Source organism: Nocardioides sp. Root190, from assembly GCF_001428565.1.
Classification (GTDB): Bacteria; Actinomycetota; Actinomycetes; order Propionibacteriales; family Nocardioidaceae; genus Nocardioides.
The window spans coordinates 416,233-439,632 of the sequence record NZ_LMIA01000009.1 but is presented as its reverse complement, the minus strand read 5'-3'; the positions used below and the strand labels follow the sequence as shown (position 1 = coordinate 439,632).

25 protein-coding genes and 2 tRNA genes are annotated in these 23,400 nt (G+C 70.6%); 7 read left to right on the top strand and 20 right to left on the bottom strand.

Translation table 11 applies throughout. The features are described from left to right. Positions 1–61 precede the first annotated feature (61 nt). Entirely contained in the window at positions 62–247 is a 186-nt protein-coding gene (gene rpmB / locus ASE01_RS11890) for a 50S ribosomal protein L28 (RefSeq protein ID WP_056751466.1), read from the top strand. 64 nt (positions 248–311) lie between these two features. Here the strand turns inward: rpmB and ASE01_RS11885 are convergent, their stop codons facing one another. Further along, positions 312–1,286 carry a thiamine-phosphate kinase gene (locus ASE01_RS11885; protein ID WP_056751463.1) on the bottom strand — a complete coding sequence of 325 codons (975 nt, stop codon included), beginning with the start codon at positions 1,284–1,286 and terminating at the stop codon, positions 312–314. 102 nt (positions 1,287–1,388) lie between these two features. Between ASE01_RS11885 and ASE01_RS11880 the strand changes: the two genes are divergently transcribed. Continuing rightward, complete coding sequence (locus ASE01_RS11880) at positions 1,389–1,622, top strand: Lrp/AsnC family transcriptional regulator (protein ID WP_200958840.1); 234 nt, start codon at positions 1,389–1,391, stop codon at positions 1,620–1,622. A 1-nt stretch (position 1,623) separates the two neighbouring features. After that, on the top strand, positions 1,624–2,109 hold the full coding sequence (locus ASE01_RS11875) for a DUF3515 domain-containing protein (protein ID WP_056751457.1): 486 nt from the start codon (positions 1,624–1,626) through the stop codon (positions 2,107–2,109). Here the strand turns inward: ASE01_RS11875 and ASE01_RS11870 are convergent. After that, positions 2,106–3,173, bottom strand: a complete 1,068-nt coding sequence (locus ASE01_RS11870; protein ID WP_056751454.1) for a D-alanine--D-alanine ligase family protein — start codon at positions 3,171–3,173, stop codon at positions 2,106–2,108. The two genes, ASE01_RS11875 and ASE01_RS11870, sit on opposite strands and share 4 nt — an antisense overlap. 24 nt (positions 3,174–3,197) lie before the next feature. Here ASE01_RS11870 and ASE01_RS11865 point away from each other — a divergent pair, with 24 nt between their 5' ends. After that, positions 3,198–4,277, top strand: a complete 1,080-nt coding sequence (locus ASE01_RS11865) for a trans-sulfuration enzyme family protein (RefSeq protein ID WP_056751451.1) — start codon at positions 3,198–3,200, stop codon at positions 4,275–4,277. 24 nt (positions 4,278–4,301) lie between these two features. Here ASE01_RS11865 and ASE01_RS11860 read toward each other — a convergent pair whose 3' ends face one another. The 6 genes from ASE01_RS11860 to ASE01_RS11835 form a co-directional block, all read right to left on the bottom strand. Continuing rightward, the gene (locus tag ASE01_RS11860; RefSeq protein ID WP_056751449.1) at positions 4,302–4,970 is read right to left on the bottom strand and encodes a response regulator; all 669 of its coding nucleotides are present in this window, start codon (positions 4,968–4,970) and stop codon (positions 4,302–4,304) included. Beyond that, positions 4,967–6,154 (bottom strand): sensor histidine kinase, encoded by a 1,188-nt coding sequence (locus tag ASE01_RS11855; RefSeq protein ID WP_056751447.1) that lies wholly within the window; start codon positions 6,152–6,154, stop codon positions 4,967–4,969. The genes ASE01_RS11860 and ASE01_RS11855 overlap by 4 nt, the downstream gene beginning before the upstream one ends. Positions 6,155–6,207: 53 nt before the next feature. Beyond that, positions 6,208–7,146 (bottom strand): D-alanine--D-alanine ligase, encoded by a 939-nt coding sequence (locus tag ASE01_RS11850; protein WP_056751444.1) that lies wholly within the window; start codon positions 7,144–7,146, stop codon positions 6,208–6,210. Then, positions 7,143–8,306, bottom strand: coding sequence for an alanine racemase (alr, locus tag ASE01_RS11845; RefSeq protein WP_056751441.1), 1,164 nt, complete (start codon positions 8,304–8,306; stop codon positions 7,143–7,145). The genes ASE01_RS11850 and alr overlap by 4 nt, the downstream gene beginning before the upstream one ends. Before the next feature lie 83 nt (positions 8,307–8,389). After that, positions 8,390–9,403, bottom strand: coding sequence for an NAD(P)H-dependent glycerol-3-phosphate dehydrogenase (locus ASE01_RS11840; protein ID WP_056751437.1), 1,014 nt, complete (start codon positions 9,401–9,403; stop codon positions 8,390–8,392). Positions 9,404–9,405: 2 nt separating this feature from the next. Continuing rightward, positions 9,406–10,146: a lysophospholipid acyltransferase family protein gene (locus ASE01_RS11835; protein ID WP_056751432.1), complete on the bottom strand. Its 741-nt coding sequence runs from the start codon at positions 10,144–10,146 to the stop codon at positions 9,406–9,408. 83 nt (positions 10,147–10,229) lie between these two features. Between ASE01_RS11835 and cofC the strand changes: the two genes are divergently transcribed. Next, a complete protein-coding gene (gene cofC / locus ASE01_RS11830; RefSeq protein ID WP_056751430.1) occupies positions 10,230–10,853 on the top strand; it encodes a 2-phospho-L-lactate guanylyltransferase in 624 nt (207 codons plus the stop codon). A 76-nt stretch (positions 10,854–10,929) separates the two neighbouring features. Here cofC and ASE01_RS11825 read toward each other — a convergent pair whose 3' ends face one another. The 4 genes from ASE01_RS11825 to leuC all read right to left on the bottom strand — a co-directional run bounded on the left by ASE01_RS11825 (position 10,930) and on the right by leuC (position 15,744). Beyond that, the gene (locus ASE01_RS11825) at positions 10,930–11,574 is read right to left on the bottom strand and encodes an HU family DNA-binding protein (protein WP_056751428.1); all 645 of its coding nucleotides are present in this window, start codon (positions 11,572–11,574) and stop codon (positions 10,930–10,932) included. A gap of 177 nt (positions 11,575–11,751) precedes the next feature. Next, positions 11,752–13,668, bottom strand: a complete 1,917-nt coding sequence (locus ASE01_RS11820) for an LTA synthase family protein (RefSeq protein ID WP_056751425.1) — start codon at positions 13,666–13,668, stop codon at positions 11,752–11,754. Positions 13,669–13,725: 57 nt separating this feature from the next. Next, entirely contained in the window at positions 13,726–14,319 is a 594-nt protein-coding gene (gene leuD, locus ASE01_RS11815) for a 3-isopropylmalate dehydratase small subunit (RefSeq protein ID WP_056751420.1), read from the bottom strand. A gap of 12 nt (positions 14,320–14,331) precedes the next feature. Further along, entirely contained in the window at positions 14,332–15,744 is a 1,413-nt protein-coding gene (gene leuC / locus ASE01_RS11810; protein WP_056751417.1) for a 3-isopropylmalate dehydratase large subunit, read from the bottom strand. Positions 15,745–15,834: 90 nt separating this feature from the next. Here leuC and ASE01_RS11805 point away from each other — a divergent pair, with 90 nt between their 5' ends. Continuing rightward, positions 15,835–16,557 (top strand): IclR family transcriptional regulator, encoded by a 723-nt coding sequence (locus tag ASE01_RS11805; RefSeq protein ID WP_056751414.1) that lies wholly within the window; start codon positions 15,835–15,837, stop codon positions 16,555–16,557. A gap of 142 nt (positions 16,558–16,699) precedes the next feature. Here ASE01_RS11805 and ASE01_RS11800 read toward each other — a convergent pair whose 3' ends face one another. After that, positions 16,700–17,191 (bottom strand): methylated-DNA--[protein]-cysteine S-methyltransferase, encoded by a 492-nt coding sequence (locus tag ASE01_RS11800; RefSeq protein WP_056751409.1) that lies wholly within the window; start codon positions 17,189–17,191, stop codon positions 16,700–16,702. Continuing rightward, entirely contained in the window at positions 17,188–18,708 is a 1,521-nt protein-coding gene (locus ASE01_RS11795) for a DNA-3-methyladenine glycosylase 2 family protein (protein ID WP_200958823.1), read from the bottom strand. Before ASE01_RS11795 ends, ASE01_RS11800 begins: the two co-directional genes overlap by 4 nt. Positions 18,709–18,821: 113 nt before the next feature. Between ASE01_RS11795 and ASE01_RS11790 the strand changes: the two genes are divergently transcribed. After that, positions 18,822–19,268: a hypothetical protein gene (locus ASE01_RS11790; RefSeq protein WP_157537288.1), complete on the top strand. Its 447-nt coding sequence runs from the start codon at positions 18,822–18,824 to the stop codon at positions 19,266–19,268. Between the two features lie 10 nt (positions 19,269–19,278). Here the strand turns inward: ASE01_RS11790 and ASE01_RS11785 are convergent, their stop codons facing one another. From ASE01_RS11785 to ASE01_RS11760, 6 genes are all read right to left on the bottom strand, one after another. After that, complete coding sequence (locus ASE01_RS11785; RefSeq protein WP_056751402.1) at positions 19,279–19,713, bottom strand: SRPBCC family protein; 435 nt, start codon at positions 19,711–19,713, stop codon at positions 19,279–19,281. A 76-nt stretch (positions 19,714–19,789) separates the two neighbouring features. Beyond that, positions 19,790–19,862, bottom strand: a tRNA-Glu gene (locus tag ASE01_RS11780). A 162-nt stretch (positions 19,863–20,024) separates the two neighbouring features. After that, positions 20,025–20,099: transfer RNA gene (locus ASE01_RS11775), tRNA-Gln, on the bottom strand. Positions 20,100–20,144: 45 nt separating this feature from the next. Then, a complete protein-coding gene (locus tag ASE01_RS11770; RefSeq protein WP_056751399.1) occupies positions 20,145–21,113 on the bottom strand; it encodes a CPBP family intramembrane glutamic endopeptidase in 969 nt (322 codons plus the stop codon). Then, positions 21,100–22,575 carry a glutamate--tRNA ligase gene (gltX, locus tag ASE01_RS11765; protein WP_056751397.1) on the bottom strand — a complete coding sequence of 492 codons (1,476 nt, stop codon included), beginning with the start codon at positions 22,573–22,575 and terminating at the stop codon, positions 21,100–21,102. The genes ASE01_RS11770 and gltX overlap by 14 nt, the downstream gene beginning before the upstream one ends. Further along, a complete protein-coding gene (locus tag ASE01_RS11760) occupies positions 22,572–23,399 on the bottom strand; it encodes a fumarylacetoacetate hydrolase family protein (protein WP_056751393.1) in 828 nt (275 codons plus the stop codon). Before ASE01_RS11760 ends, gltX begins: the two co-directional genes overlap by 4 nt. Position 23,400: the final 1 nt, after the last annotated feature.

The window sequence follows — 23,400 nt, the reverse complement described above, 5'->3', positions numbered from 1 at the left end:
CCGACTGACTTGCAAGATTGTTATTGACAGTGCTTTGACCGCGATCTCCCAGGAGTTACCCATGGCCGCCGTGTGCGACATCTGCGACAAGAAGCCGACCTTCGGCAACAACCGGCCGTGGTCGCGCAAGATCACCAAGCGTCGCTTCGACCCGAACATCCAGCGCGTGCGCGCCAAGGTGAACGGCACCCCGAAGCGCCTCAACGTGTGCACCGGCTGCATCAAGGCCGGCAAGGTCACCCGCTGACCTGAGCCCCACCGCTTCACCAGAGGCCGTCACCTTCGGGTGGCGGCCTCTGGCGTTTTCCCGATCAGAAGTGGGACCAGCCCCTGGGCCCGTCGTACGACGCCCCGTCGACGGTCACGACCGCCTCGCCGGTGAGCGGTCCGACCGAACCGATCCGCAACCAGCCCTCCGGCAGCGCCACACCGGGCGGGAACGTGGCCAGGAGGGCGTGGTCGTCCCCGCCCCCGAGGATGAACTCCAGCGGATCCGCCCCGGTCGCCTGACCGACGGCGAGCAGCGGCTCTGGCACCTCGAAGGCGCTCGTGGTCACGTCGATGCTCACGCCGGAGGCGGTGGCGAGGTGCCCGGCCTCGGCGAGGAGACCGTCGGAGATGTCGACCATCGCGCTCGCACCGGCCTCGGCGGCGATCGGTCCTGCGGCGTACGGAGGTTCGGGGCGCCGGTAGGCCTCGACGAGCACCCGCGGGGACCGGAAGCCGCGACCCAGCACGGCCAGTCCCCCGGCCGCCCAACCCTGGCGGCCGCAGATCGCCAGCACGTCGCCGGGCGCGGCGCCGGAGCGCAGCACCGGGGAGACCGTGCAGGCACCCATGGCGGTGATCGACACGACCACCTGGTCCGCACGGCTCACGTCGCCGCCCACCAGGCCTGCGCCGACCTTGGCGCACTCCTCGGCGAACCCGCGGGTGAAGTCGAGCGCCCACTGTGCCGGGAGGTCCGCGGGCGCGGCGAGGCCCACGGTCAGCCACTGCGCGCGGCCACCCATGGCGTTGATGTCCGAGAGGTTCTGGGCGGCGGCCCGCGCCCCGACGTCGGCGGCATCGGCCCAGTCACGGCGGAAGTGGCGGCCCTCGACCATCACATCCGTGGACACGACCACGTGACCCTTGCGCACCCGGAGCACGGCCGCGTCGTCCCCCGGCCCGACCAGGACGTCCTGTCCCGGGGCGAGCTCCGCGATGATCTCGGTGATCCGGCTGATCAGCCCGAACTCCCCGAGGTCGGCGAGGGTGGTGTCACGATCGATCCCCGAAGTCATGGGCCCATCCCACCAGACCACCCTCGCCGGTTCTTCCTCAGGCGTGGATCGCGGTAGGTTGAGGAGTTCAACAAATCTGCCTCGACGGGAGCTGACCCAATGGTGGTTCAGGCGTACATCCTCATCCAGACCGACGTGGGCAAGGCCGCGGAGGTCGCTCGCGAGGTCGGCAACATCAAGGGCGTCACCCTCGCCGAGGACGTCACCGGCCCCTACGACGTGATCGTTCGCGCCGAGGCCCGCAACGTCGACGAGCTGGGCAAGCTGGTCGTCTCCAAGGTGCAGAACCTCGACGGCATCACCCGGACCCTCACCTGCCCGGTCGTCCACATCTGACGTGCCGCGGTCCACGGCGGCAGCGACAGCGCTGCTGCTGACCCTGCTGCCTGCCCTGCTCGCCTGCGGCGGACCGGTCGAGGTCGACGTCCCCGACCTCTCGGACGCCGACCGTGCGGCCTGTGACGCGTTCACGGCTGCCCTGCCGAGCAGTCTTGCCGAGCAGGAGCGCGACGGCGTCGAGCCGAGCGACGCCCCGGCAGCGGCGTACGGCGACCCCGCGATCATCGTGCGCTGCGGCGTCCCCGAACCCGAGGGCTTCGACCTGACGGCGTCGTGCGAGACGGCCAACGGGGTCGGCTACTTCACGCCGGACGAGCAGTTCGCCGACCAGGACCTCGACCTCACCATCACCGCCGCCGGCTACCGGCCCCGGATCGAGGTGACGGTCCCCGCGCGCTACCGCCCCAACGCCGGTCCGGCCGCGATGGCCGTGCTCGCTCCACTGATCAAGGAGCACCTCACCCTCGTCGAGGCCTGCGACTAGCGCAAACCCGTGGGCCGCTGCAGGGCCAGTGTGAGGAGCCGGTCGACGAGCTCGCTGTAGGGCATCCCGGAGGCTGCCCACATCTGCGGGAACATCGAGAGCGGTGTGAAGCCGGGCATCGTGTTGAGCTCGTTGATGACGAGCGAGCCGTCGGGCATCAGGAAGAAGTCGACGCGCGCCAGGCCCTCGCAGCCCGCGGCGCGGAACGCCGCGGCCGCCAGGTCCTGCATGCGGAGCCGGGTCTGCTCGTCGAGGACGGCGGGGACGTCGAGCTCGGTGGCCTCCTCGGGGAGGTACTTCGCCTCGAAGTCGTAGAACTCGTGGTCGCCGGTGATCCGGATCTCGGCGGGCACGCTGACCTCGACGCTGCCGTCGAGGTCGTCGAGCACGCCGCACTCGATCTCGCGGGCTCCCTCGGCGGACACCTCGATCAGGATCTTGGGGTCGTGCGCGAGCGCACCCTCGATCGCCGCGGCGAGGTCCGCAGGACCGTGTGCCTTGGCGATGCCGATGCTGGATCCGCCCCGCGCGGGCTTCACGAACAGCGGGTAGCCCAGCTGGTCGCACCGCGAGTGCACCGCGATCTCCTGGTCGGCCCATTCGGTGGCGGTGGTGGTCGTGCCCGGCGTGACGGGAAGACCTGCCGCCTGGAGCGCGACCTTCATGAACGCCTTGTCCATGCACACGGCCGAGGCCAGCACGCCGGACCCGACGTAGCGGACGTCGCTCATCTCCAGCAGGCCCTGGATGGTGCCGTCCTCGCCCCACGGCCCGTGCAGCAGCGGGAAGACCACGTCGACGTCGTCGAACTCGCGGTCGGCAGACGGGAGGGTCTCGTCGACCGACGGCAGCTGGCCCGGGCCGGTGATCCGGTGGCGCGTCGGGTCGTCGATCTCCTGGACCCAGCGTCCGTCGCGGGTGATGCCGATCGGCACGACGTCGTACTTCTCGCGGTCGATGGCCTGCAGCACGCTGCCAGCCGTCACACACGAGATCGCGTGCTCACTGGAGCGGCCGCCGAAGACGACAGCGACGCGGACACGGCGGCCAGTGGGAGCGTTCATCGCCGATGACCCTACCTTTGGGACATGTCGCCCTCCACGCTGCGCCCCGCGACCGTCGCCGTGACCGCCGGACGCCCGCCGCACGACCCGGACCAGCCGCTGAACGTCCCCATCACGATGACCTCGACCTACGTCGCGACCGGCGATCTGGAGTACGGACGTTTCGGCAACCCGACCTGGACGGCCTTCGAGGACGCCCTCGGCGCCCTGGAGGGCGGCCGGGCGCTGTCCTTCGCCTCGGGCATGGCCGCCGTCACCACGCTCCTCGACCTGGTCGGCCAGGGCAGCAGCGTGATCGCGCCACGCCACTCCTACAACGGCACCGTCGCCGCACTCGCGGACGCCGAGTCCCGTGGTCGGCTGCGGGCCAACCTGGTCGACATCACCGACACCGACAGCGTGATCCGGGCGATGCACGAGGACGAGGACTGCGCCTTCCTGTGGCTGGAGTCGCCCACCAACCCTGCCCTCGAGGTGGCCGACATCGCGGCCCTGAGCGCGGCCGCCCACGAGCTCGGCATCAGCGTCGTCGTCGACAACACCTTCGCCACTCCCCTGCTCCAGCAGCCGCTCTCGCTCGGCGCCGACGTCGTGCTGCACTCCGCGACGAAGTACATCGCCGGCCACAGCGACGTCCTGATGGGCGCGATCGTGGTCGCCGATGACCAGGTGTACGACGCCCTCAAGGCCCGACGGGGACTGGCCGGATCGGTCCCCGGACCGTTCGAGGCCTGGCTCGCCCTGCGCGGCCTGCGCACCCTGCACGTGCGGCTCGAACGCGCCCAGGCCAATGCGGTCGAGCTGGTCCGCCGGCTCGCCGGGCACCCGGCCGTCGAGGAGGTCCGCTACCCCGGCTTCGGTGCCATCGTCGCTCCCGTCCTGCGGGGCGGTGCCGACGCCGGTGACTTCCTCGTCCGCGCGACCTCGCTCTGGGTGCACGCCACCTCGCTGGGCGGGGTCGAGTCGACCTTCGAGCGGCGTCGCCGCTGGAAGATGGAGCCCACGACGATCCCCGAGGGCCTGATCCGCCTGTCCGTCGGCATCGAGGACGTCGAGGACCTCTGGACGGACCTGGTCCAGGCGCTCGACCGGATCGACGCCTGAGCCGGGCTCAGCCGTCTGCCGTGATCAGCCGGTCACGAGCCCGTGCTCGTGGGCGAACACGACGATCTGCACCCGGTCCCGCAGGCCGAGCTTGCGCAGGATCGCGCCGACGTGGGTCTTCACCGTCGACTCGCTGAGGAAGACCCGTCCGGCGATCTCCTGGTTGGACAGGCCCCCGGCGACCGCCGCGAAGACCTCGCGCTCCTTGTCGGTCAGCGCGGCGTACGACGCCGGCGGGTCCGCCGGCGCACGGAACTGGCTGTCCAGCAGGGCCGAGAGGTCACTGGGAGCGAGCACGGCGTTGCCGGCGTGCACCGTGCGGATCGCGTCGCGCAGCATCACGGGGGTGGTGCCCTTGAGCAGGAACCCGCTGGCGCCGTACCGGATCGCCGTCGCCGCACGGTCGTCGAGGTTGAAGGTCGTCAGGACGACCACGCGCACGGGGCGTGCACGTCGCGCGGAACGCTCGGGCCCGAAGATCTGCCGGGTCGCCTCGACGCCGTCCATCTCGGGCATCCGGATGTCCATCAGCACCACGTCGGGCGTCAGCTCGTCGACGAGACGGACGGCCTCGAGGCCGTCGGCCGCGGTGCCGACCACCTCCATGCCCTCCTGGGCGTCGACGATCACCCGCACCCCCTCGCGGAACAGCTCCTGGTCGTCGACCAGGAGCACCCGGATCGGTTCGGTCATCGCGCCCTCACCGGCACCCACGCGGTGACGGTGAACGTGGGCGGGTCCGTGCGCCGACGGACGTCGAGCCGGCCGCCGACCGCCTCGAGCCGGCGGCGCATGCCGTCCAGGCCCTGACCGCCCTCGCTCGGCATCCCGGCACCCTCGGGAACGGCGTTGCGGATCTCGATGCGCAGGTCACCCTCCCAGTGTCGTTCGACGTGCACCGGGCGGTCACGCCGGCCGTGCTTGATGGCGTTGGTCAACATCTCCTGCAGCACCCGGAACGCGACGACCTCGAGCTCGGGCGGCAGTGGCTGCGGCACACCGACCTCGTCGGTCACCACCTCGTGACCGCTGGCCCGCACGCCCTCGATGAGGCTGTCGAGGTCGGCCTGTCCGCGCGAGGACTGGGTGCCCGGGGACGGCGTGAGCACCCGTCGTACGTCGTCGAGCGAGGTGCGCGCCGAGGTCGCGATGTTGGCGAGGGTCGTCTTGAGGGCCGTCGTGTCGGTGTCGTCGCGGTACTGCGCCGACTCTGCCTGGGCGAGGATCACGGCGAGCGAGTGACCCACGACGTCGTGGACGTCGCGCGCCAGGCGCGCCTGTCCCTCGCGCAGGTGGGCGATCTCCTCGGCCTGGTCACGCTGGGCCTCCGCCGTGACCTGGGATCGCCGGGAGTCCTCCGAGCGGGCCGCGAAGCGCACCGCCAGCCCGGCGAGCCACGGGGTCGCCAGCACCGCGATGCCGAGCACGCCCGCCAGCACCCGCCAGTCGTAGCGCCCGGTGCGGTAGGTCTCCTCGGCGATCCGGTCGATGCCCACGACCTGCAGGGCCTCGTAGAAGGCATACGGGCTGAGCCACAGCACGGCCACGCCCGCACTCACCGGGATGGACAGGCCGCTGAGCCAGACGGTCACCGCGCGCCCCCACCGTGCGCAGCCGAAGGCAACGACCGCGAGCAGGATCTCGGTCAGCATCGGGTCCACCCCGAGGACGACCTGGGTCAGACCGGTGAGCCACGCGACGCCGAGGGCGGCGCCGGGCAGCCTCCGGGACAGTCCCACAGCAACCGCCACGCCGATCATCACCAGGAGCGGGGCCCAGGGGTCGGGCTCGTAGGAGCTCTTGATCTCGGCGACACCGACCAGGAGCGCCAGGAGGGCGACGAGCGCGTCAGGAACCCAGCGCCGTACGTCGATCACCGCCGGACCTCCTGCGGGCTCGATGGGCGGGGTGGGCGACCAGTGTCCCGCATTCACCGGTGCGCGGCGCGGACGAGCTCGTCGAGCAGCGTCGAGTAGGCCAGGCCCGCTGCTGCGAACATCTGCGGAGCCTGGGAGTGCTCGGTCATGCCCGGCACGGTGTTGACCTCGTTGAGGACCGGCCCGTCCGCGGTGAGGAAGAAGTCGACGCGGGCGAGGCCGGCACAGCCGAGGGCCTCGAAGACCTGCACGGCAGCCTCCTCCAGCGCCTTGGCGTCGGTGTCCTCGATCGCCGCAGGGATGCGGAAGTCGGCACGGCCGCCGTACTTCGCGTCGTAGTCGAAGATGCCGTCCCCCACGATCTCCAGCACCGGGGGGACGAGGACGCTGCCGTCGGCCCGGCGGAGGACCGCGACGTCGATCTCGCGGCCGACGACGACCTCCTCGACCAGCACCCGCTCGTCGAGCGCGAACGCGGCGGACAGCGCCCTCCCGAGGTCCTCGGCCGCGTCGACCCGGCTCACTCCCTGGCTGGAGCCTGCTGCCACCGGCTTGACCACCACTGGACCGGTCCAGCCGAGGTGGGCGGCACTCGACGGCGTGACGAGCACGCCCGGGGCGGTCGCGATGCCCACGGCACCGGCGACCAGCTTGGTCGCCCACTTGTCCATCGCCAGTGCACCGGGCCGGATCGACGAGCCGACGTAGGGCAGGCCCGCGAGCTCGCACAGGGCCGCCAGCGCGCCGTCCTCACCGCGTGGCCCGTGCACGACCGGGAACACCACGTCGCAGCCCCGCAGCACGTGCACGGCGCCGCTGAGGCCGATCGGACGCAGTCCCCCGTCGCGCCAGGTCCCGTCGCGGCCGATCGTCAGCGCGACGACGTCGTACGTCGCCGGGTCCAGCGCTGCCGCCACGGAGGCTGCGGAGGCGAGGGAGACGTCGTGCTCGCAGTTCTGCCCGCCGCCGATGACGGCCACCCTGGTCCTCATGCCGGGGTCCCGGCGTCGAGCGAGCGCAGGTACGGCGCTGCGACCCTGGTCCTCGGGACGCGGGCACCGACGCCCGTCACGATCTCGTGCGGGATCGTGCCGGACCACCGGGCCCACTCGGCGACGGTCGGCTCCCCGTCGCGTCCGGGCCCGAAGACGGTGACCTGCTCGCCCGGGTCGGCCGCCCGGTCGCCCAGGTCGACGACGACCTGGTCCATCGAGATCTGTCCGAGCACGGGCCGTCGGGCACCGCGCACCAGGACCGTCGCCCCCGTCGCGGCGACGCGGGGCAGGCCGTCGGCGTACCCGAGTGGCACCAGGCCGAGGTGCGTTGCCCGCGTCGTGCGGTGCTCGTGGCCGTAGCCGACGACCGTTCCGGCGGGCACCCTGCGGACCTGGACCAACGGCGCAGTGAGGGTCATCGCGCTCTCGAGGTCTGTCGTACCGGACGGGTCGATGCCGACCAGGCCGGCACCGACCCGGCTCATCGTGTGGTGGGCCCGCGGGTCGGTCAGGGTCGCGGCGGTGGCGGCGAGGTGGCGGTGGCGCGGCCGCAAGCCGCTGGTACGCGCCACGTCGAGTGCCCACGCGAACCGGGCGCGACCCAGCGCGTTGCAGTGGTCGTCAGGACGGTCGGCGCAACCGAGATGGCCCATCAGACCGACGACCTCGACCAGGCCGCGCAGCTCGGCGCGACGGGCCGCCCGGCACAGGGCCGGCCACTCGGCGGGCTCGGCGCCGTCGCGCGCCATGCCGGCGTCGACGTGGAGGTGCACACGGATCCGGCCGGGGGCGCCGGCGACCGCGGCGAGGTGGGCCGGGCTCGGCACGGCGACCTCCACGTCGTACGCCGCAGCGAGGCCGAAGTCCGCACCGACCGGGTTCAACCAGCTCAGCACCGGCGCGACCAGACCGGCGTCGCGCAGGCTCACCGCCTCGGCGAGGCTCGTGACACCGAGGCCGGTGGCTCCGTGGGCCAAGGCGGTCCGCGCGACGTCCGCGGCCCCGTGGCCGAAGCCGTCGGCCTTGACCACGGCCATGAGCTCACCGCTGGCGCGTTCGGCGAGACGCCGGGTGTTGCGGGCGATGGCGGCGAGATCGACACTCAGGCGGGGCTCGGCCGGACCTGCGGCCCGGGCCACGGGCAGGGGAATCGTCATGCCTCCACGCTAGGAAGGCGCGCGCCTTGCCCGCCTCCCCCTGAGGTGCCGGACCGTGGTCCTCAGGTGCCGTCGGTGAGCCCTCAGCTCAGCTCGGCCTTGGTGTCGCGGGAGATGAACGCGTCCATGAGCTGCGCCGTGGTCAGTCGTCCCTGCACCACCTCGTCGACGGCGTCGACGATCGGGGCCTCGACGCCGGTGGCAGCCGCGAGGGCCCGCAGCGACGAGCAGGACTTCGCGCCCTCCGCGACCTGGCGGGTCGAGGCGTAGATCTCCTCGACGCTCATGCCTTGGCCCAGCTTCTCCCCGAAGGTCCGGTTGCGCGAGAGCGGCGAGGAGCACGTGGCGACAAGATCGCCGAGACCGGCCAGCCCCATCAGCGTGAGCGGGTTCGCGCCCTGGTTCATTGCCAGACGGGCCGTCTCGGCCAGTCCGCGCGTGATGAGGGACGCCGTGGTGTTGTCACCGAAGCCCAGGCCGACCGCCATGCCGACGCACAGCGCGACGACGTTCTTGTAGGCACCGCCGAACTCGCAGCCGAGGACGTCCACGCTCGTGTAGGGCCGGAAGGCCGGCGAGTGGACCCGCTTCTGCAGGGCCGTCGCGACGTCCTCGTCGGTGCAGGCCACGACGGACGCTGCGGGTTCGCGGCGTGCGATCTCGCGGGCGAGGTTGGGGCCGCTCACGACGGCGATCCGGTGGTCACCGATGCCCGCGACCTCCGCGATGACCTCCGACATGCGCTTCTGCGACCCGAGCTCGACCCCCTTCATCAGCGACACGAGGACCGCGTCGTCGGCGAGGTGGGGCAGGAAGGTCGGCAGGTTGTCGCGCAGTGACTGCGAGGGAACCGCCAGCACCACGATGTCGGCGCCGGCGAGCGCCTGCTCCGGGTCGTGGGTCGAGGTGATCCGGCGCGGGAGCTCGATGCCCGGAAGGTAGTCGACGTTCTCGTGGTGCTCGTTGATCGTCGCGGCGACCTCCTCGCGACGCGCCCAGATGGACACGTCGTTGCCGGCGTCCGCCAGGACGATCGAGAAGGCCGTCCCCCACGAGCCAGCACCGAGAACCGCGACCTTGCTGCCTGTCAGTGCCATGCTCACGCCTTCTTCCTGAAACGGTCGCCGCGCACGGCCATGTCGTAACGCTCGGCGGGTGCCTGCTCACCACGGACCAGCTCGAGCTGGTGCGTGATCGCGTCCATGATCCTCTCCGTCGCCTGGCTGACGACAGCCGGAGTCCGGGGCCGGGACCGCAGGTCCTCCAGGGCGACCGGGGGTCCGACCCTCATCACGACGTCGTGGCGAGGAACGACGTGGGGCCGCTTCGTGTACGGCGCGAGGATCTCCTGCGCGCCCCACTGCCCGACCGGGATCACCGGACAGCTGGTCTCGAGCGCGATCCGCGCTGCACCGGACTTGCCCTTCATCGGCCACATGTCGGGGTCGCGGGTGATGGTGGCCTCGGGATAGATCACGACGCACTGTCCCTCACGCACGGCATCGACCGCGGCGGCGTACGCGCCCACGGCGTCCCTGGTGTCCCGCTTGACCGGGATCTGTCCGGCGCCACGCAGGAAGCGGCCGAGCACCGGGTTGTCGAAGAGCCCCGACTTGGCGAGGTAGCGCGGCTTGCGGCCGTGGTCGTAGACGAGGTGCGCGGCCGTGAGGGGGTCGACGTGCGAGATGTGGTTGAGGGCGATGATGAAGCCACCCGACTCGGGCAGGTTCTCCCCACCGATCCACTCCCGTCGGGTCGTCGCCAGCAGCAGCGGCTTGATGATGGGAACAGCGATGGTGAAGGCCCACCCCCGCTTCTCCTGCAACGTTCGAACAGTCACGAGAGTGGAGGTTACCCGCCGGTGACCCCCGCCACTTCGAGGCACGCGTCACGAGCCGCTGCAGGTGCTGCGAGGATTGGCCCGTGGTCGTACGTCCGGGTTCCTTCGCCGTGCTCCTCCCGGTCAAGTCGCCCGGGACGGGCAAGTCCCGCCTGTCCGCGCTCCCCGACGAGCACCGGCGCCGACTGGCTGCAGCGTTCGCCGCCGACGTGGTCCGCTCCTGCCTCGCGACCCCCGCGGTGGGACTCGTGCTGATCGTCAGCGACGACGCAGGGTTCGCCATCTCCCTGGCCGCCGGCGAGGCGCTCACGCTGGCCGACCCCGGAGGTGGCCTGAACGCCGCACTCCGCCATGCATCCGCGCAGGCACGCATCGAGCGACCCGAGCTCCAGCCTGTCGCACTGCTCGCCGACCTCCCGTCGTTGACGCCGGAGGACCTGACGGCGGCACTGGCACACGCAACACCCGGACAGGGCTCCTGGTTCGTCCGCGACGCCGACGACACCGGCACGACCCTCTACAGCGCGCCGTACGACGTCTTCGAGCCGCGCTTCGGACCGGGCTCGGCCGCTGCCCACCTCGCCGGTGGCGCGACCCCGGTGCCCGGAGCCCTCGCCACCCTGCGTCGCGACGTCGACGATCTCACCGATCTCGACGGCGCCATCGCCCTCGGGGTGGGACCGGCCACGGCCGACGCACTGACCTGACGGCCGGTTCCGCAGAACGACGATCGGGCCGCCCTCCCGAAGGAGGACGGCCCGATCGATCGGACGTCAGGAGGTGTCAGGCCTTCTTGGCCGGAGCCTTCTTGGCCGGGGCCTTCTTCGCCGGTGCCTTCTTGGCGGCCGGAGCCTTCTTGGCCGGAGCGGCCTTCTTGGCAGCCGGAGCAGCCTTCTTGGCGGCCGGAGCCTTCTTGGCCGGGGCAGCCTTCTTGGCGGCCGGAGCCTTCTTGGCCGGAGCAGCCTTCTTGGCAGCCGGAGCCTTCTTGGCCGGAGCAGCCTTCTTGGCAGCCGGAGCCTTCTTGGCCGGCACGGCCTTCTTGGCAGCGGCGACAGCCTTCTTGGCCGGAGCAGCAGCCCGCTTGGCCGGAGCGGCCTTCTTGACGGCGGCAGCAGCCTTCTTGGCCGGCTTCGGCAGCGGCGCGAGCTTCTTCGCACCGGAGACGACGTTCTTGAGGTCGGCACCGGCGCTGAACTTCGGCACCGACTTCTTCTTGGTCTTCACGCGCTCACCGGTCTGCGGGTTGCGGACCCAACGGGCGTTGCGGACGGCCTTCTCGAACGAACCGAAGCCGGTGATGGCGACCTTCTCGCCCTTGGCGACCTGGCGGGTGATCGTGTCGAGAACTGCGTCCAGCGCGTGGGCTGCGTCCTTGCGGCTGCCCTCGAAACGGTCAGCCAGGGTGTCGATCAACTGAGACTTGTTCACTACATGTCCTTCCGAAACGCACCGCAGTGGGCGTCCCTTGGGCTGTTGCGGCCGAGCCCACGCCCAACCGTCCTTCCAGCGAACGCTAGGCACTTGTGGGCACACTCACAATCACCACGCCGGTCCAGTTGGGGTTTTTTTCGTCAAAACGGCTCTATTTGGGCCATTTCGGCGAATTCAGCGCACCGCACCGGGCCACATGCGATCCACGGCGAACCTGCCGCCGATGGAGAAGTCGAACTGGACGAGCCGTAGATCGGCCAGTAGTTGAGCCGATTCGGCGTCCAGATCGGCCTCCTTGACAGGCTCTCCAGCACCGTCGAGGAGACGTCCCTGCTGGATGGCACTGACGTGGCGGTGCACCTCGTCGAGCAGTGCGAGGTACGGCGGCACGGGTGCATCCACCGCGTCGTAGAGAAGGGGGAGGAAGAACGCAGGACTCGTTGTCGGCAGCACCCGCGGCACGTTGCGACCGGGCTCGCTGCTCCAGATGAAGAACGGCGTGCGGTAGAGCGCAAGCCCCTTGTTGGCGTTCTTCACCGACGATCCGTAGATGCCCGGAAGATGGTCACCGAAGAAGAGGACCACCGTCTTCTCGGGCCCCTTCCCCAGCTCGTCGAGGAACTCGGCCAACGCCTCGTCGGTGTGCTCGAGGCCCCGCGCGTACTGACCGATCCGCTTCCCCTCGCCCCCATCGGCACCCCGGACGCCCACCGGGTCGTCGTAGTTGTCGTCGACGGGGATGTGGTTCTGCATGGTCACGAGGTTCACCAACAACGGGTTCTCGTGGTCGCCGATCTGCTGCAGGACCTCGTCGAAAGCGGATTTGTCCGAGATGTAGGGGTTGTCGCCGATCGTGTCCTTCTCGCCGATCGTCGTGTCGTGGATGAAGGACTCGAACCCGAAGCGCTCGTAGACCTGTTCGCGCTTATACATCCCCACCCGGTAGGGATGGACGGCGATGGCGTCGTGACCGTTGCTCCGGAACCAACCGACGGCCGACGGGTAGTCCGCGTGCTCGGGCACGAGCATCTGGTACGGCGAGAGCATCTGGGGCCGGAACAGCCCCAGGGACTGGCCGGTCAGGGTCTCGAACTCCATGTTGGCCGTGCCGCCGCCGTACATCTGGGCGAGCATGCGCCCCGAGGTCGTCTCCCCCATCAGTGCACGGGTGCGGGCGATCGGGTCCCGCTCGAGCTCGAATCCGTCGAGCTCGGTGGGATCGGTGAAGGACTCGCTGAGGACGATCACGACGTTGGTGTCGTCGAGACTTCCCGTGCGGTCAGCGTTGAGCTCGTCGGCCAGGACGTCGTACCTGTCGGCGATCCGGTCCATCACGGCAGCGTCGTAGCCGAGCGGACGGGCCATCGCATTGACCGGCATGTTGAACAGGAAGCCGCCGACGAAGCCGTTGGAGCGGTAGTTCGTCTTCTGGCTCCAGTAGCGCCAGTCGTTGCCGCGCACCTCGTACAGACCGCGCCACACGTTGCCCGGCTGGTTGAACTGGCCGGCCTGCGCGAGGAGCATGGCAGCCACCACGCCCACGCCCACCCGCATCCCGAGGACAGCAAGGGCCTGCTCGCGGGGAAGCTGCCGCCACCGCGGCCTGGGGTAGCGCGCGTCCATGCGGCGACCTGTGCGGACCGCGAGGACGAGCACGCCCACCGCCACGCCGACAGCGACGACGAGGAAGACCGGGGACACCATCGAGGTGAGGAACTCCGGCTCGCGCACGAAGTCCAGGTCGCTCGGGTAGACCGGCTCCTCACGGATCCGGATCTTCACCAGGTTGGCGACACCGACGGTGAGCACGAGTGACAAGACGATGCCGATCGACCACCACAGCCGCCCCAGGACCGCCCAGAGGAAGCCGATGACCACCCACAGCACGAGGGTGTCGAGGTAGAACGCGCCGCTGTCGAAGAGCAGGTCCTTGAGCCAGCGCGGGTAGAAGAGCCCGAGCGTCGAGGCCTCGAGGAGCACGGCGGCGAGGAGGGCCGCCTGCAGGCTGCCGATCGTGCCCTGTCGCAGGACCTGCGACAGGGAAGCCGCCTCCTGGACCTCTGGTTCGTCAGTGAGAACGACAGAGGGCACGAGGTGAACTGTACGTGTCCACCTCGTGCCCTCGCGTCGTCCCGGGCGTGCTGCGTCTCAGGCGTGCTGCGTGAGCGGCTTCCAGCTCGGCCGGGTGCCTTCGTACGTCGCGATGTCAGCGTCGTGGCCCAGCGTGATCCCGATGTCGTCGAGACCGTTGAGCAGGCGGTAGCGCGTGTAGTCGTCGATCTCGAACGGAGCGACCAGGTCCCCGGTGCGGACCTCCCGCGCCTCGAGGTCGACGGTGACCTGTGTCGTCGGGTCGGCCTCGATCAGCGCCCACAGCTGCTCGATGACGTCCTGCTCTACCGGCACCGAGAGCAGTCCGGCCTTGCCGGAGTTGCCGCGGAAGATGTCGGCGAAGCGGCTCGAGAGCACGACCTTGAAGCCGTAGTCCATCAACGCCCACACCGCGTGCTCGCGGGAGGAACCGGTGCCGAAGTCGGGACCGGCGACCAGGACGGACACGCCCTGGTACTCCGGCTTGTTGGCGACGAACTCGGGGTCGTTGCGCCAAGCGGCGAACAGCCCGTCCTCGAAGCCGGTGCGGGTGACCCGCTTGAGGTAGACCGCCGGGATGATCTGGTCGGTGTCGACGTTGCTGCGGCGCAGCGGCAGCGCCGTCCCGGTGTGGCTGGTGAACTTGTCCATGTCGAGTCCCTTTCAGACCGTGGCGGGCACGAGATCGGCGGGCGAGGACAGGGTGCCGCGGATCGCCGTCGCGGCGGCGACGGGCACCGACACCAGGTGGGTGCGTCCGCCCTTGCCCTGGCGGCCCTCGAAGTTGCGGTTGGACGTCGACGCGCTCCGCTCCTGGGGCGCGAGGGTGTCGGGGTTCATGCCCAGGCACATCGAGCAGCCCGCGCCGCGCCATTCGGCACCGGCCTCGATGAAGACCTTGTCGAGGCCCTCCTCCATGGCCTGGAGGCGTACGCGCACCGAGCCGGGGACGACGAGCAGGCGGGTGCCCTCGGCGACCTGGTGACCCTCGATGATCTCGGCGGCCAGGCGCAGGTCCTCGATGCGACCGTTGGTGCACGAGCCGACGAAGACCGTGTCGACCTTGACCGAGCGCATCGGCTGACCGGCCTCGAGACCCATGTACTCCAGGGCCTTCTCGCAGGCGACCTTGTCGGACGGGTCCTCGAAGTCGGACGGCGAGGGTACGTTGGCGCCGAGCGCCACGCCCTGGCCGGGGTTGGTGCCCCAGGTGACGAACGGCGTCATGACGGAGGCGTCGAGGACGATCTCCGCGTCGTAGGTGGCGTCGGCATCGGTGACGAGCGTCTTCCAGTGCTCGACGGCGGCATCCCAGTCGGCGCCCTGGGGCGCCTCGGGCTTGCCCTCGATGTAGGCGAAGGTCGTCTCGTCGGGCGCGATCATGCCGGCCTTGGCGCCCCACTCGATGGACATGTTGCAGACCGTCATCCGGCCCTCCATGGAGAGCTCCTCGATGGCCTGGCCGCGGTACTCGACGATGTAGCCCTGGCCACCGCCGGTGCCGGTGTGGGCGATCAGCGCGAGGACCATGTCCTTGGCGGTGACGCCCTCGGGCAGGCTGCCGTTGACCGTGACGGCCATCGTCTTGGGCTTCGCCTGCATCAGCGTCTGCGTGGCGAGCACGTGCTCGACCTCGGACGTGCCGATGCCGAAGGCGATCGCGCCGAAGGCGCCGTGAGTGCTGGTGTGCGAGTCACCGCACACGATCGTCATGCCGGGCTGGGTCAGGCCGAGCTGCGGGCCGACGACGTGCACGATGCCCTGCTCGATGTCACCGAGCGGGTGCAGGCGCACGCCGAACTCCGCGGCGTTCTTGCGCAGCGTGTCGACCTGGGTCTTGCTCACCGGGTCGGCGATCGGCTTGTCCCAGTCGAGCGTCGGGACGTTGTGGTCCTCGGTCGCCAGGGTGAGGTCGGGGCGTCGTACCTTGCGACCCGCCAGACGCAGGCCGTCGAAGGCCTGCGGGCTGGTCACCTCGTGAATGAGGTGGAGGTCGATGTAGAGGAGGTCCGGCTCCCCCGGGGTCGACCGGACGACGTGCTCGTCCCACACCTTCTCCGCCAGGGTCCTGCCCATGACTCGCTCCTCACGATCGATTCGGCCTGTTTGACCTTTGTCACCACCTTACCCCTTGCATCCCATCATCCGAGACGGCAGTATTGCCATATGGACAACTCGAGCGGCGTCGGCGTACTCGACAAGGCGGCACTGGTGCTCACGGCACTGGAGTCCGGCCCGGCGACCCTGGCGGGCCTGGTGGCCGGCACCGGCCTGGCCCGCCCCACCGCGCACCGACTGGCGGTCGCCCTCGAGCACCACCGGCTCGTGGCCCGCGACATGCAGGGTCGCTTCGTGCTCGGGCCGCGCCTGGCCGAGCTCTCCGCCGCTGCGGGCGAGGACCGTCTGCTGGCCACCGCCGGCCCCGTGCTGGCCCGGCTGCGCGACATCACCGGCGAGTCGGCCCAGCTCTGGCGCCGCCAGGGCGACCACCGCGTCTGCGTCGCCGCGGCCGAGCGTCCCTCCGGCCTGCGCGACACCATCCCGGTCGGCTCGCAGCTCACGATGCGCGCCGGTTCGGCCGCCCAGGTGCTGCTCGCCTGGGACGACCCCGAGCGCATCCACCGGGGGCTGCAGAACGCCGCGTTCTCCGCCGCCGAGCTCTCGGCCATCCGCCGCCGTGGCTGGGCCCAGTCCATCGGCGAGCGTGAGCAGGGCGTCGCGTCCGTCTCCGCACCCGTCCGCTCCCCCGGCGGCAAGGTCATCGCCGCCGTGTCCGTGTCGGGCCCGCTCGAGCGGCTCTCGCGGCAGCCGGGCCGGATGCACGCGCCCGCGGTCCTCGCGGCAGCGGAGCGCCTCTCCGAGTCGCTGCGCCGCGCTGCCGCGGAGTGATCAGTCCACGCCGTTTGTCGAGTAGCCCGAGCCCCCGGGCGAGGGCGTATCGAGACGGCTCACCTGATCTCGACACGCCGGTGGCGACTCGATCTGGCTGCTGGCTCCGGGTGCCACGACTTCGTCGTCGCACCCGGGCAGCTCAGAAGAGGGCGTCCTGCTCCAGCTCGAGCAGCGTCTGCTTGCGGTCGATGCCGCCGGCGTACCCGGTCAGGGTGCCGTTGGCGCCGATCACCCGGTGGCACGGGATGACGATCGGGATCGGGTTGGACCCGTTGGCGTGACCCACCGCGCGCGACGCGGCATTCGTCTTGCCGAGCCGGATCGCGATCTGGCCGTACGACGCCGTCTCGCCGTAGCCGATCATCAGCAGCTGGTCCCAGACGTCGCGCTGCCAGGCACTCCCGGCGGGCGACAGGGGCAGGTCGAACTCGGTGCGCTGACGGGCGAAGTACTCCGCGAGCTGACGGGCGGTCTCCATGAGGACCGGGTCGTCGTCGGCGCGGGGGCCGCGCGGTCGCCCGTCCTGGTCACGGAACGGCGAGAACTCGATCGCGGTGACGGCCCCGCCCTGCTCGACGAGGCGGAGCGGGCCGATGGGCGAATCGATGACGGTCCACATGATGTTCCTCATTCTCCTCGGTGGTCGGGCAGTGGCGGGCGGGGCGGGTCGGACAGGGACGTCCACAGGTGGAGCAGGGCATACGAGCGCCAGGGCGACCACTGGGCCGGGTCGACGTCCGGATGGGCACGGAGTGCGTTGCGGACCCCGACGTCGCTCGGCAACCAGATGTCGGGATGTCCCAGGGCTCGCAGCGCGATGTAGTCGGCGGTCCACGGCCCGATGCCGGGCAGGGCGAGCAGGGCGGTGCGGACCTCGGCGCGGTCCGGTCCGCGGTCGAGCACGAGGTCCCCGGCTGCGAGGGCGGCACTCAGCCCGATCAACGCACGACCGCGGGCGCGAGGCATCCGGAAGTCCTCCGGGTCCATCGCCGCCACGGTCGCCGCGTCGGGGAACAGGTGCGTCAGGCCGTCGGTCCCGGTGCTGATCGCACGGCCGCGGGAGGCCACCAGCCGCGCCGCTGCGGTGCGCGCGGCGACCACGGTCACCTGCTGGCCGAGGACGGCGCGCACGGCGAGCTCGGTGCCCTCGACGTGGCCGGGCACGCGCAACCCGGGCCGCGCAGCGACCAGTCCGGCGAGCGCCGGATCCGCACCCAGGTGCTCGTCGACGGCCACGGGGTCGGCATCCGCGTCGAGCAGGAGACGCACCCGGGCCAGGGCGGCCGTCGTGTCGCGCAGGTCGTCGAGCGCGAGCCGGAGGTCGACGTACGCCGTCCCGGGTCCGTCCTCGTCGGCGAGATCGACGCGGGCGGTGCCCGGACCGTGCGGCAGGTCCAGCGTGCGGGCGTACCAGCCCGTGCCGTCGGGGCGGACCTCGGCGACCTCGATGCCGGGCACCGCGCGGTCGGCGAGGAAGCGCAGCAGCGTGCTGCCGCTGAAGGGCGTGCGGACCGCGATCCGCAACGCGATGGCGCCGGGCGTCGTGCTCGCCGGCACCCGTCGGCCGCGGAGCTCGCTCGGCGTAGCTGCGTACACCTCCTGCATCGTCTCGTTGAACTGCCGCACGCTGGAGAAGCCCGCCGCGAAGGCGACGTCGGTCAGTCCGAGCGTGGTGCTCTCCACGAGTGCCCGCGCGGTCTGGGCGCGCTGGGTGCGGGCGAGCGCGAGCGGACCGGCCCCGAGCTCGCTCGTCAGCAGGCGCGACAGGTGACGGGAGGTGTAGCCCAGTCGGGATGCGAGACCCTCGACGCCTTCCCTGTCGACCACGCCGTCCCCGATCAGGTGCATCGCGCGACCGGCCACGGTGGCCGCGACGTCCCAGTCCGGGCTGCCCGGAGTGGCATCGGGCAGGCACCTCTTGCAGGCGCGGTAGCCAGCGGTCTGAGCCGCGGCAGCCGTGCGATGGAACGAGACGTTGGCCGAGGCGGGGGTGCGCGCCGGACAGGACGGACGGCAGTAGATGCCGGTCGTGCGCACGGCGGTGTAGAAGACCCCGTCGAAGCGCCGATCACGCGACCTGACGGCGGTGTAGCAGCGGCTGAAGTCCAGCGATCCGGGCTCCCCCGTGGCCGTGTCGGTCATGTCCATGGCTCCATCCTGCCTCCCGCCACGGACATCGACTGGCGGAAATCGGACACCGCCGTACGACGTGCCTCGCCTCAACCAGTGACCGCAGGCGTGCGGTCTGTCACGCTGTCGCCATGGCGGATGCCCCGATGAACCCGTTGGACCTGCTCATCAAGTCCCAGCAGGTCGCCCTGAAGCTCACCACCGACGTGCTGCGCACCGTCCGCGACACTGCGGTCACCGGCGTCACCCAGCCCGACGAGCTCGCGAAGCAGGTCGGCGACCTGGCCGGTGCCGTCGCCGGCATGGCCACCGCTGTCACCGGCATCGCCGGGGCGACCGCCCAGCCGCTGCAGGACTTCATCGTCCGCCAACGCGAGCTCGCCGACACCGTGCACACGCTCGCGGAAGCCCAGGCCGAGCTCGCCTCGGTCGTCGCCAAGCTCGCCGAGCGTCACGCCGATGCCGTGCTGGCGCTGGAGAAGCTCACCGCGCCCGTGTTCGCGATCGTCGGCACCGACCCGACGCCGCCGAAGACGCGGGCGGCGAAGAAGTCCGCTGCCGCGAAGCCGGGAGCCTGAGCCCGGCCCCTCAGGTCAGTCGGGCAGCGAGGTTCGTGAGCAGCTGGCCGTGGATCCGGCCGAGGCCGAGCGGCGCGAAGGTCTTCTCGAAGAAGCCGCCCACCCCTCCGGCGCCCTGCCACGTCGTGGTCGCGGTGACCTTGCTCCCCGCTCCGTCCGCGACGACGGCGAAGGTCGTCACCATCGTGGAGTTGCGATCGGTCTCGACCACGGCGTCCGGCGTGAGCGTCACGTCGGCGACGACGTGGCGCACCCGCTTCTTGGTCGCCTGGAGCTGCCAGGTGACGACCGTGCCGTCACCGATGCCCTTCTCGACGACCTCGTAGGCGCTGTAGTTGGCCGGCAGGATCCCCGGCCGGACCGCGACGTAGTCCGCCAGGGCGGCGAGGACCTCGGTCGCAGGAGCAGGAATTGTCGCGTCGACGGTTGCAGTCACCAGAGCCATGGCAAGGACGCTACCGGTGCCGTCGGCGGGAAATGCAGCAGGGCCCGGTCCGCTGGACCGGGCCCTGCTGGGGTTGTACCCCCGACCGGATTTGAACCGGCGTTACCGCCGTGAGAGGGCGACGTCCTAGGCCGCTAGACGACGGGGGCACGCTGTCTGGCCGAGGCCGTGACAACGAAGAGAACACTAGAGGATCCGGCTCGCCGGGACCAAATCGGGTCGGTCTCGCTGCGGCAGAGGTGCGACCAGCAGTGGAACAACCGCCGAAAAACGCGGGAAGCCGGGCTCTCGCCCGGCTTCTCCACACACGCTGGCTGGTCTACTAGGACTCGAACCTAGACTGAGGGAATCAGAATCCCTTGTGCTGCCAATTACACCATAGACCACTGTTCGCGGCCCTGATCCCCATGAGGACCGGACCGCCAGAAACATTACACGCGGCCCTGCCGCGGCTCCAAAATGGCCCCGCGTGTCCTGACCTGGATGCCCATCCGACGTGCCACCCACCAAGTCAGTGCGAGGTAGGACAGCGACTGGGTCAGCGTCACCGGGATCGACCACCACGTGCCGTCGGTCGGCTGGAGCGCCTCGGTCATGTCACCGAAGCCCAGGGCCAGCCCGAACGCCAGGAAGTTGTTGAGCACGTGCATCGCGATGCCGGCCTCGAGCCCACCGGTCAGCAGGACGAGAGCACCGGCGACGACGCCGAATGCGAAGCGGTCGAAGAAGATCGGGATGTCCTGGCCGGCCCCGTGGGCGAGCGCGAAGATCACGGCCGGCACGGCCACCGCGACCGTCCGGCTCACCATCGGGGTGAAGCGGCTCGTCAGCCCGCCGCAGGCCTGGGCGAGGTAGCCCCGGAAGACGAACTCCTCCCCCGCTGCCTGCAGGGGCGTCAGCAGGAGGACGACGAGCAGGAAGTCACGCGTGGTGGACGTCCACCGGTTCGCCTCCCCGCTCATGTCGATGGTCCCTGCGCCCTGGTCCGGCAACACCGTCGAGACGGCGAGCGTGATCCCGAGCGCGAGGAACGAGAGACCCAGGCACACGAACAGCCACTGCCACCGGAAGCGACCGACGACGGAGGCGACCCAGCCCGGCGACTGGCGGTGCAGCAGCCACCCGACCAGCCACACCATCGGGATCGCTGCCGCCCAGCCCAGGTTGACCAGGGCGAGGAAGGACGGCGTCGCGATGTCGCCCGAGAGCTTGTCCGTGACGGCGTCGGCGGAGTCCCCGCCCGCCATCAGGAACAGCGCGATGACCGCGCTGAGGAACAGCTGTCCGGCGATGAAGAGGACGACCAGCAGGGACACCCCGGCGAGCGGGCGCCACCCTCCGCGCGGCCCCCGGAGCTGGAGCCGCTCGTAGGTCAGGTCCTCCGGCTCAGGCGAGGGCACGCTGCAGTCGCCCGAGGCTGCGGTCGCGGCCGAGGAGCTCCAGCGACTCGAAGAGCGGCGGCGAGATCCGGCGGCCGGTGACCGCGACGCGGACCGGGCCGAACGCGTTGCGGGGCTTGAGGCCCAGTCCGTCGACCAGGGCAGTCTGGAGGGCAGTCTGGATCGCGTCGGTCGACCAGGTCGACAGAGCCTCCAGGGCGTCGTACGACGCCTGGAGGACGGGGATCCCGGCCTCGCCGATCTGCTTGGCGGCGTCCTCGGCATCGACCTCGAAGTCGGCCTCGTCGACGAACAGGAACGCCAGCAGGGCGGAGGCCTCGGACAGCTTGTTGATCCGCTCACCGATCAGCGGCATCGCGAGCTCCAGCAGCTGTGCGTCCGCATCGGAGACGGGATCGCCGACGACACCGTCGGCCTTGAGGAACGGCAGCACCCTGTGCGAGATCTCCTCGATCGGCAGCAGCCGCATGTGGGAGGCGTTGATGGCGTCGGCCTTCTTGAGGTCGAAGCGCGCCGGGTTGGCGACGACGTCGCCGATCTCGAACTTCTCGACCATCTCGGCGAGGCTGAACACGTCGCGGTCCGCGGCGATCGACCAGCCGAGCAGGGCGAGGTAGTTGAGCAGGCCCTCGGGCAGGTAGCCCTTGTCGCGGTAGGCCAGCGCGTGTGCCTCGGGGTCACGCTTGGAGAGCTTCTTGTTGCCCTCGCCCATGACGTAGGGCAGGTGGCCGAAGTCGGGCGTCGCCTTGGCGATGCCGACCTCCTTGAGGGCCTCGTAGAGCGCGATCTGGCGCGGGGTCGAGGACAGCAGGTCCTCGCCGCGGAGCACGTGGGTGATCTCCATCAGCGCGTCGTCGACCGGGTTGACCAGGGTGTAGAGCGGGTCGCCGTTGGCGCGCGCCAGCGCGAAGTCCGGGACGAACTCGGTCTCGAAGGTGACCTCACCGCGAACCAGGTCGTTCCAGGTGATCGAGCCGTCGGGCATCCGGAACCGCACGACCGCCTGACGACCGTCGGCGAGGAAGGCGTCGACCTGCTCCTGGCTGAGCTCGCGGCAGAAGCCGTCGTAGCCCTGCACCTTGGAGCCTGCGGCCTTGCGCCGCGCGGTGGCCTCGTCGGTGGTGCAATAGCAGTCGTAGGTGAAGCTGCTGCCCTTGAGCTTGGCCAGCGCGTCGACGTACAGGTCGCTCCGCTCGCTCTGCTTGTACGGCGCGTGGGGACCGCCGACCTCGGGGCCCTCGTCCCAGTCGAGCCCGAGCCACCGCATCAGGTCGATGATCGAGCTCAGCGACTCGTCGGTGCTGCGCTCCTTGTCGGTGTCCTCGATGCGGAACACGAACGTCCCGCCGTGGTGGCGCGCGAAGGCCCAGTTGAACAGTGCCGTGCGGACCAGGCCGACGTGGGGGCTGCCCGTCGGGGACGGGGCCATCCGGACGCGGACCGGGCTGACGGGGGTGCTCATGAGCGTGCTTCCACCTTGTTCGTGAGGGTTCCGAGGCCTTCGACGGAGATCTCGATCTCGTCGCCGACCTCCATGGGACCGACACCCTCGGGGGTGCCGGTGAGGATGACGTCGCCGGGCAGCAGCGTCATCACGCTGGAGACGTGGGCAACGAGGGCGGGGATGTCGAAGACCATGTCGGCCGTCGAGCCGTCCTGGACGACCTCGCCGTTGAGGAAGGTCTGCACCCGCCGGCCGGTGATGAAGTCCTGCGGGTCGAGGTCGGTCTCGATCCAGGGACCCAGCGGGCAGAAGGAGTCGAAGCCCTTCGCGCGGGTGAACTGTCCGTCCGACTTCTGCAGGTCGCGGGCGGTGACGTCGTTGGCGATGGTGTAGCCGTGGATGACGTCGGTGGCCTGCTCGGCCGGGACGTCGCGGCAGATCCGGCCGATCACGACCGCGACCTCACCCTCGTAGCTGATGTGCTGCGACTGGCGCGGGTAGAGGATCGCGTCCCCCGGCCCGACGACGCTGGTGTTCGGCTTGAGGAACATCAACGGCTCGTCCGGGACCGGCCCGCCCATCTCGGCGGCGTGGGCGGCGTAGTTCTTGCCGATGCCCACCACCTTGCTGCGCGGCAGAACCGGCGCGAGCAGCCGGACGTCCGCGAGGCGGTACTCCTTCTCGAGGAGCTTGATGCCGACGTACAACGGGTCGCCCGCGAGGCCGACGATGACCGCGTCCTCCTCGGGCTGGCCGTACTCGTCGAGTTCGCCGGTCAGGACGCCGTAGGAAGGCTCACCCTGGCCCTTCTCCTGGCTGGCTGTGAATCTGACGATGCGCACC

Excerpts from the sequence above, each read along its gene's own strand:
- ASE01_RS11885 (WP_056751463.1), bottom strand. The coding sequence starts at position 1,286 with ATGACTTCGGGGATCGATCGTGACACCACCCTCGCCGACCTCGGGGAG.
- ASE01_RS11800 (WP_056751409.1), bottom strand. The coding sequence starts at position 17,191 with ATGAGGAACATCATGTGGACCGTCATCGATTCGCCCATCGGCCCGCTC.
- ASE01_RS11795 (WP_200958823.1), bottom strand. The coding sequence starts at position 18,708 with ATGGACATGACCGACACGGCCACGGGGGAGCCCGGATCGCTGGACTTC.
- ASE01_RS11840 (WP_056751437.1), bottom strand. The coding sequence starts at position 9,403 with ATGGCACTGACAGGCAGCAAGGTCGCGGTTCTCGGTGCTGGCTCGTGG.
- ASE01_RS11860 (WP_056751449.1), bottom strand. The coding sequence starts at position 4,970 with ATGACCGAACCGATCCGGGTGCTCCTGGTCGACGACCAGGAGCTGTTC.
- ASE01_RS11850 (WP_056751444.1), bottom strand. The coding sequence starts at position 7,146 with ATGAGGACCAGGGTGGCCGTCATCGGCGGCGGGCAGAACTGCGAGCAC.
- ASE01_RS11865 (WP_056751451.1), top strand. The coding sequence starts at position 3,198 with ATGTCGCCCTCCACGCTGCGCCCCGCGACCGTCGCCGTGACCGCCGGA.
- leuC (WP_056751417.1), bottom strand. The coding sequence starts at position 15,744 with ATGGGCAGGACCCTGGCGGAGAAGGTGTGGGACGAGCACGTCGTCCGG.
- ASE01_RS11870 (WP_056751454.1), bottom strand. The coding sequence starts at position 3,173 with ATGAACGCTCCCACTGGCCGCCGTGTCCGCGTCGCTGTCGTCTTCGGC.
- gltX (WP_056751397.1), bottom strand. The coding sequence starts at position 22,575 with ATGAGCACCCCCGTCAGCCCGGTCCGCGTCCGGATGGCCCCGTCCCCG.
- ASE01_RS11805 (WP_056751414.1), top strand. The coding sequence starts at position 15,835 with ATGGACAACTCGAGCGGCGTCGGCGTACTCGACAAGGCGGCACTGGTG.
- ASE01_RS11790 (WP_157537288.1), top strand. The coding sequence starts at position 18,822 with ATGGCGGATGCCCCGATGAACCCGTTGGACCTGCTCATCAAGTCCCAG.
- alr (WP_056751441.1), bottom strand. The coding sequence starts at position 8,306 with ATGACGATTCCCCTGCCCGTGGCCCGGGCCGCAGGTCCGGCCGAGCCC.
- rpmB (WP_056751466.1), top strand. The coding sequence starts at position 62 with ATGGCCGCCGTGTGCGACATCTGCGACAAGAAGCCGACCTTCGGCAAC.
- ASE01_RS11785 (WP_056751402.1), bottom strand. The coding sequence starts at position 19,713 with ATGGCTCTGGTGACTGCAACCGTCGACGCGACAATTCCTGCTCCTGCG.
- leuD (WP_056751420.1), bottom strand. The coding sequence starts at position 14,319 with ATGGACAAGTTCACCAGCCACACCGGGACGGCGCTGCCGCTGCGCCGC.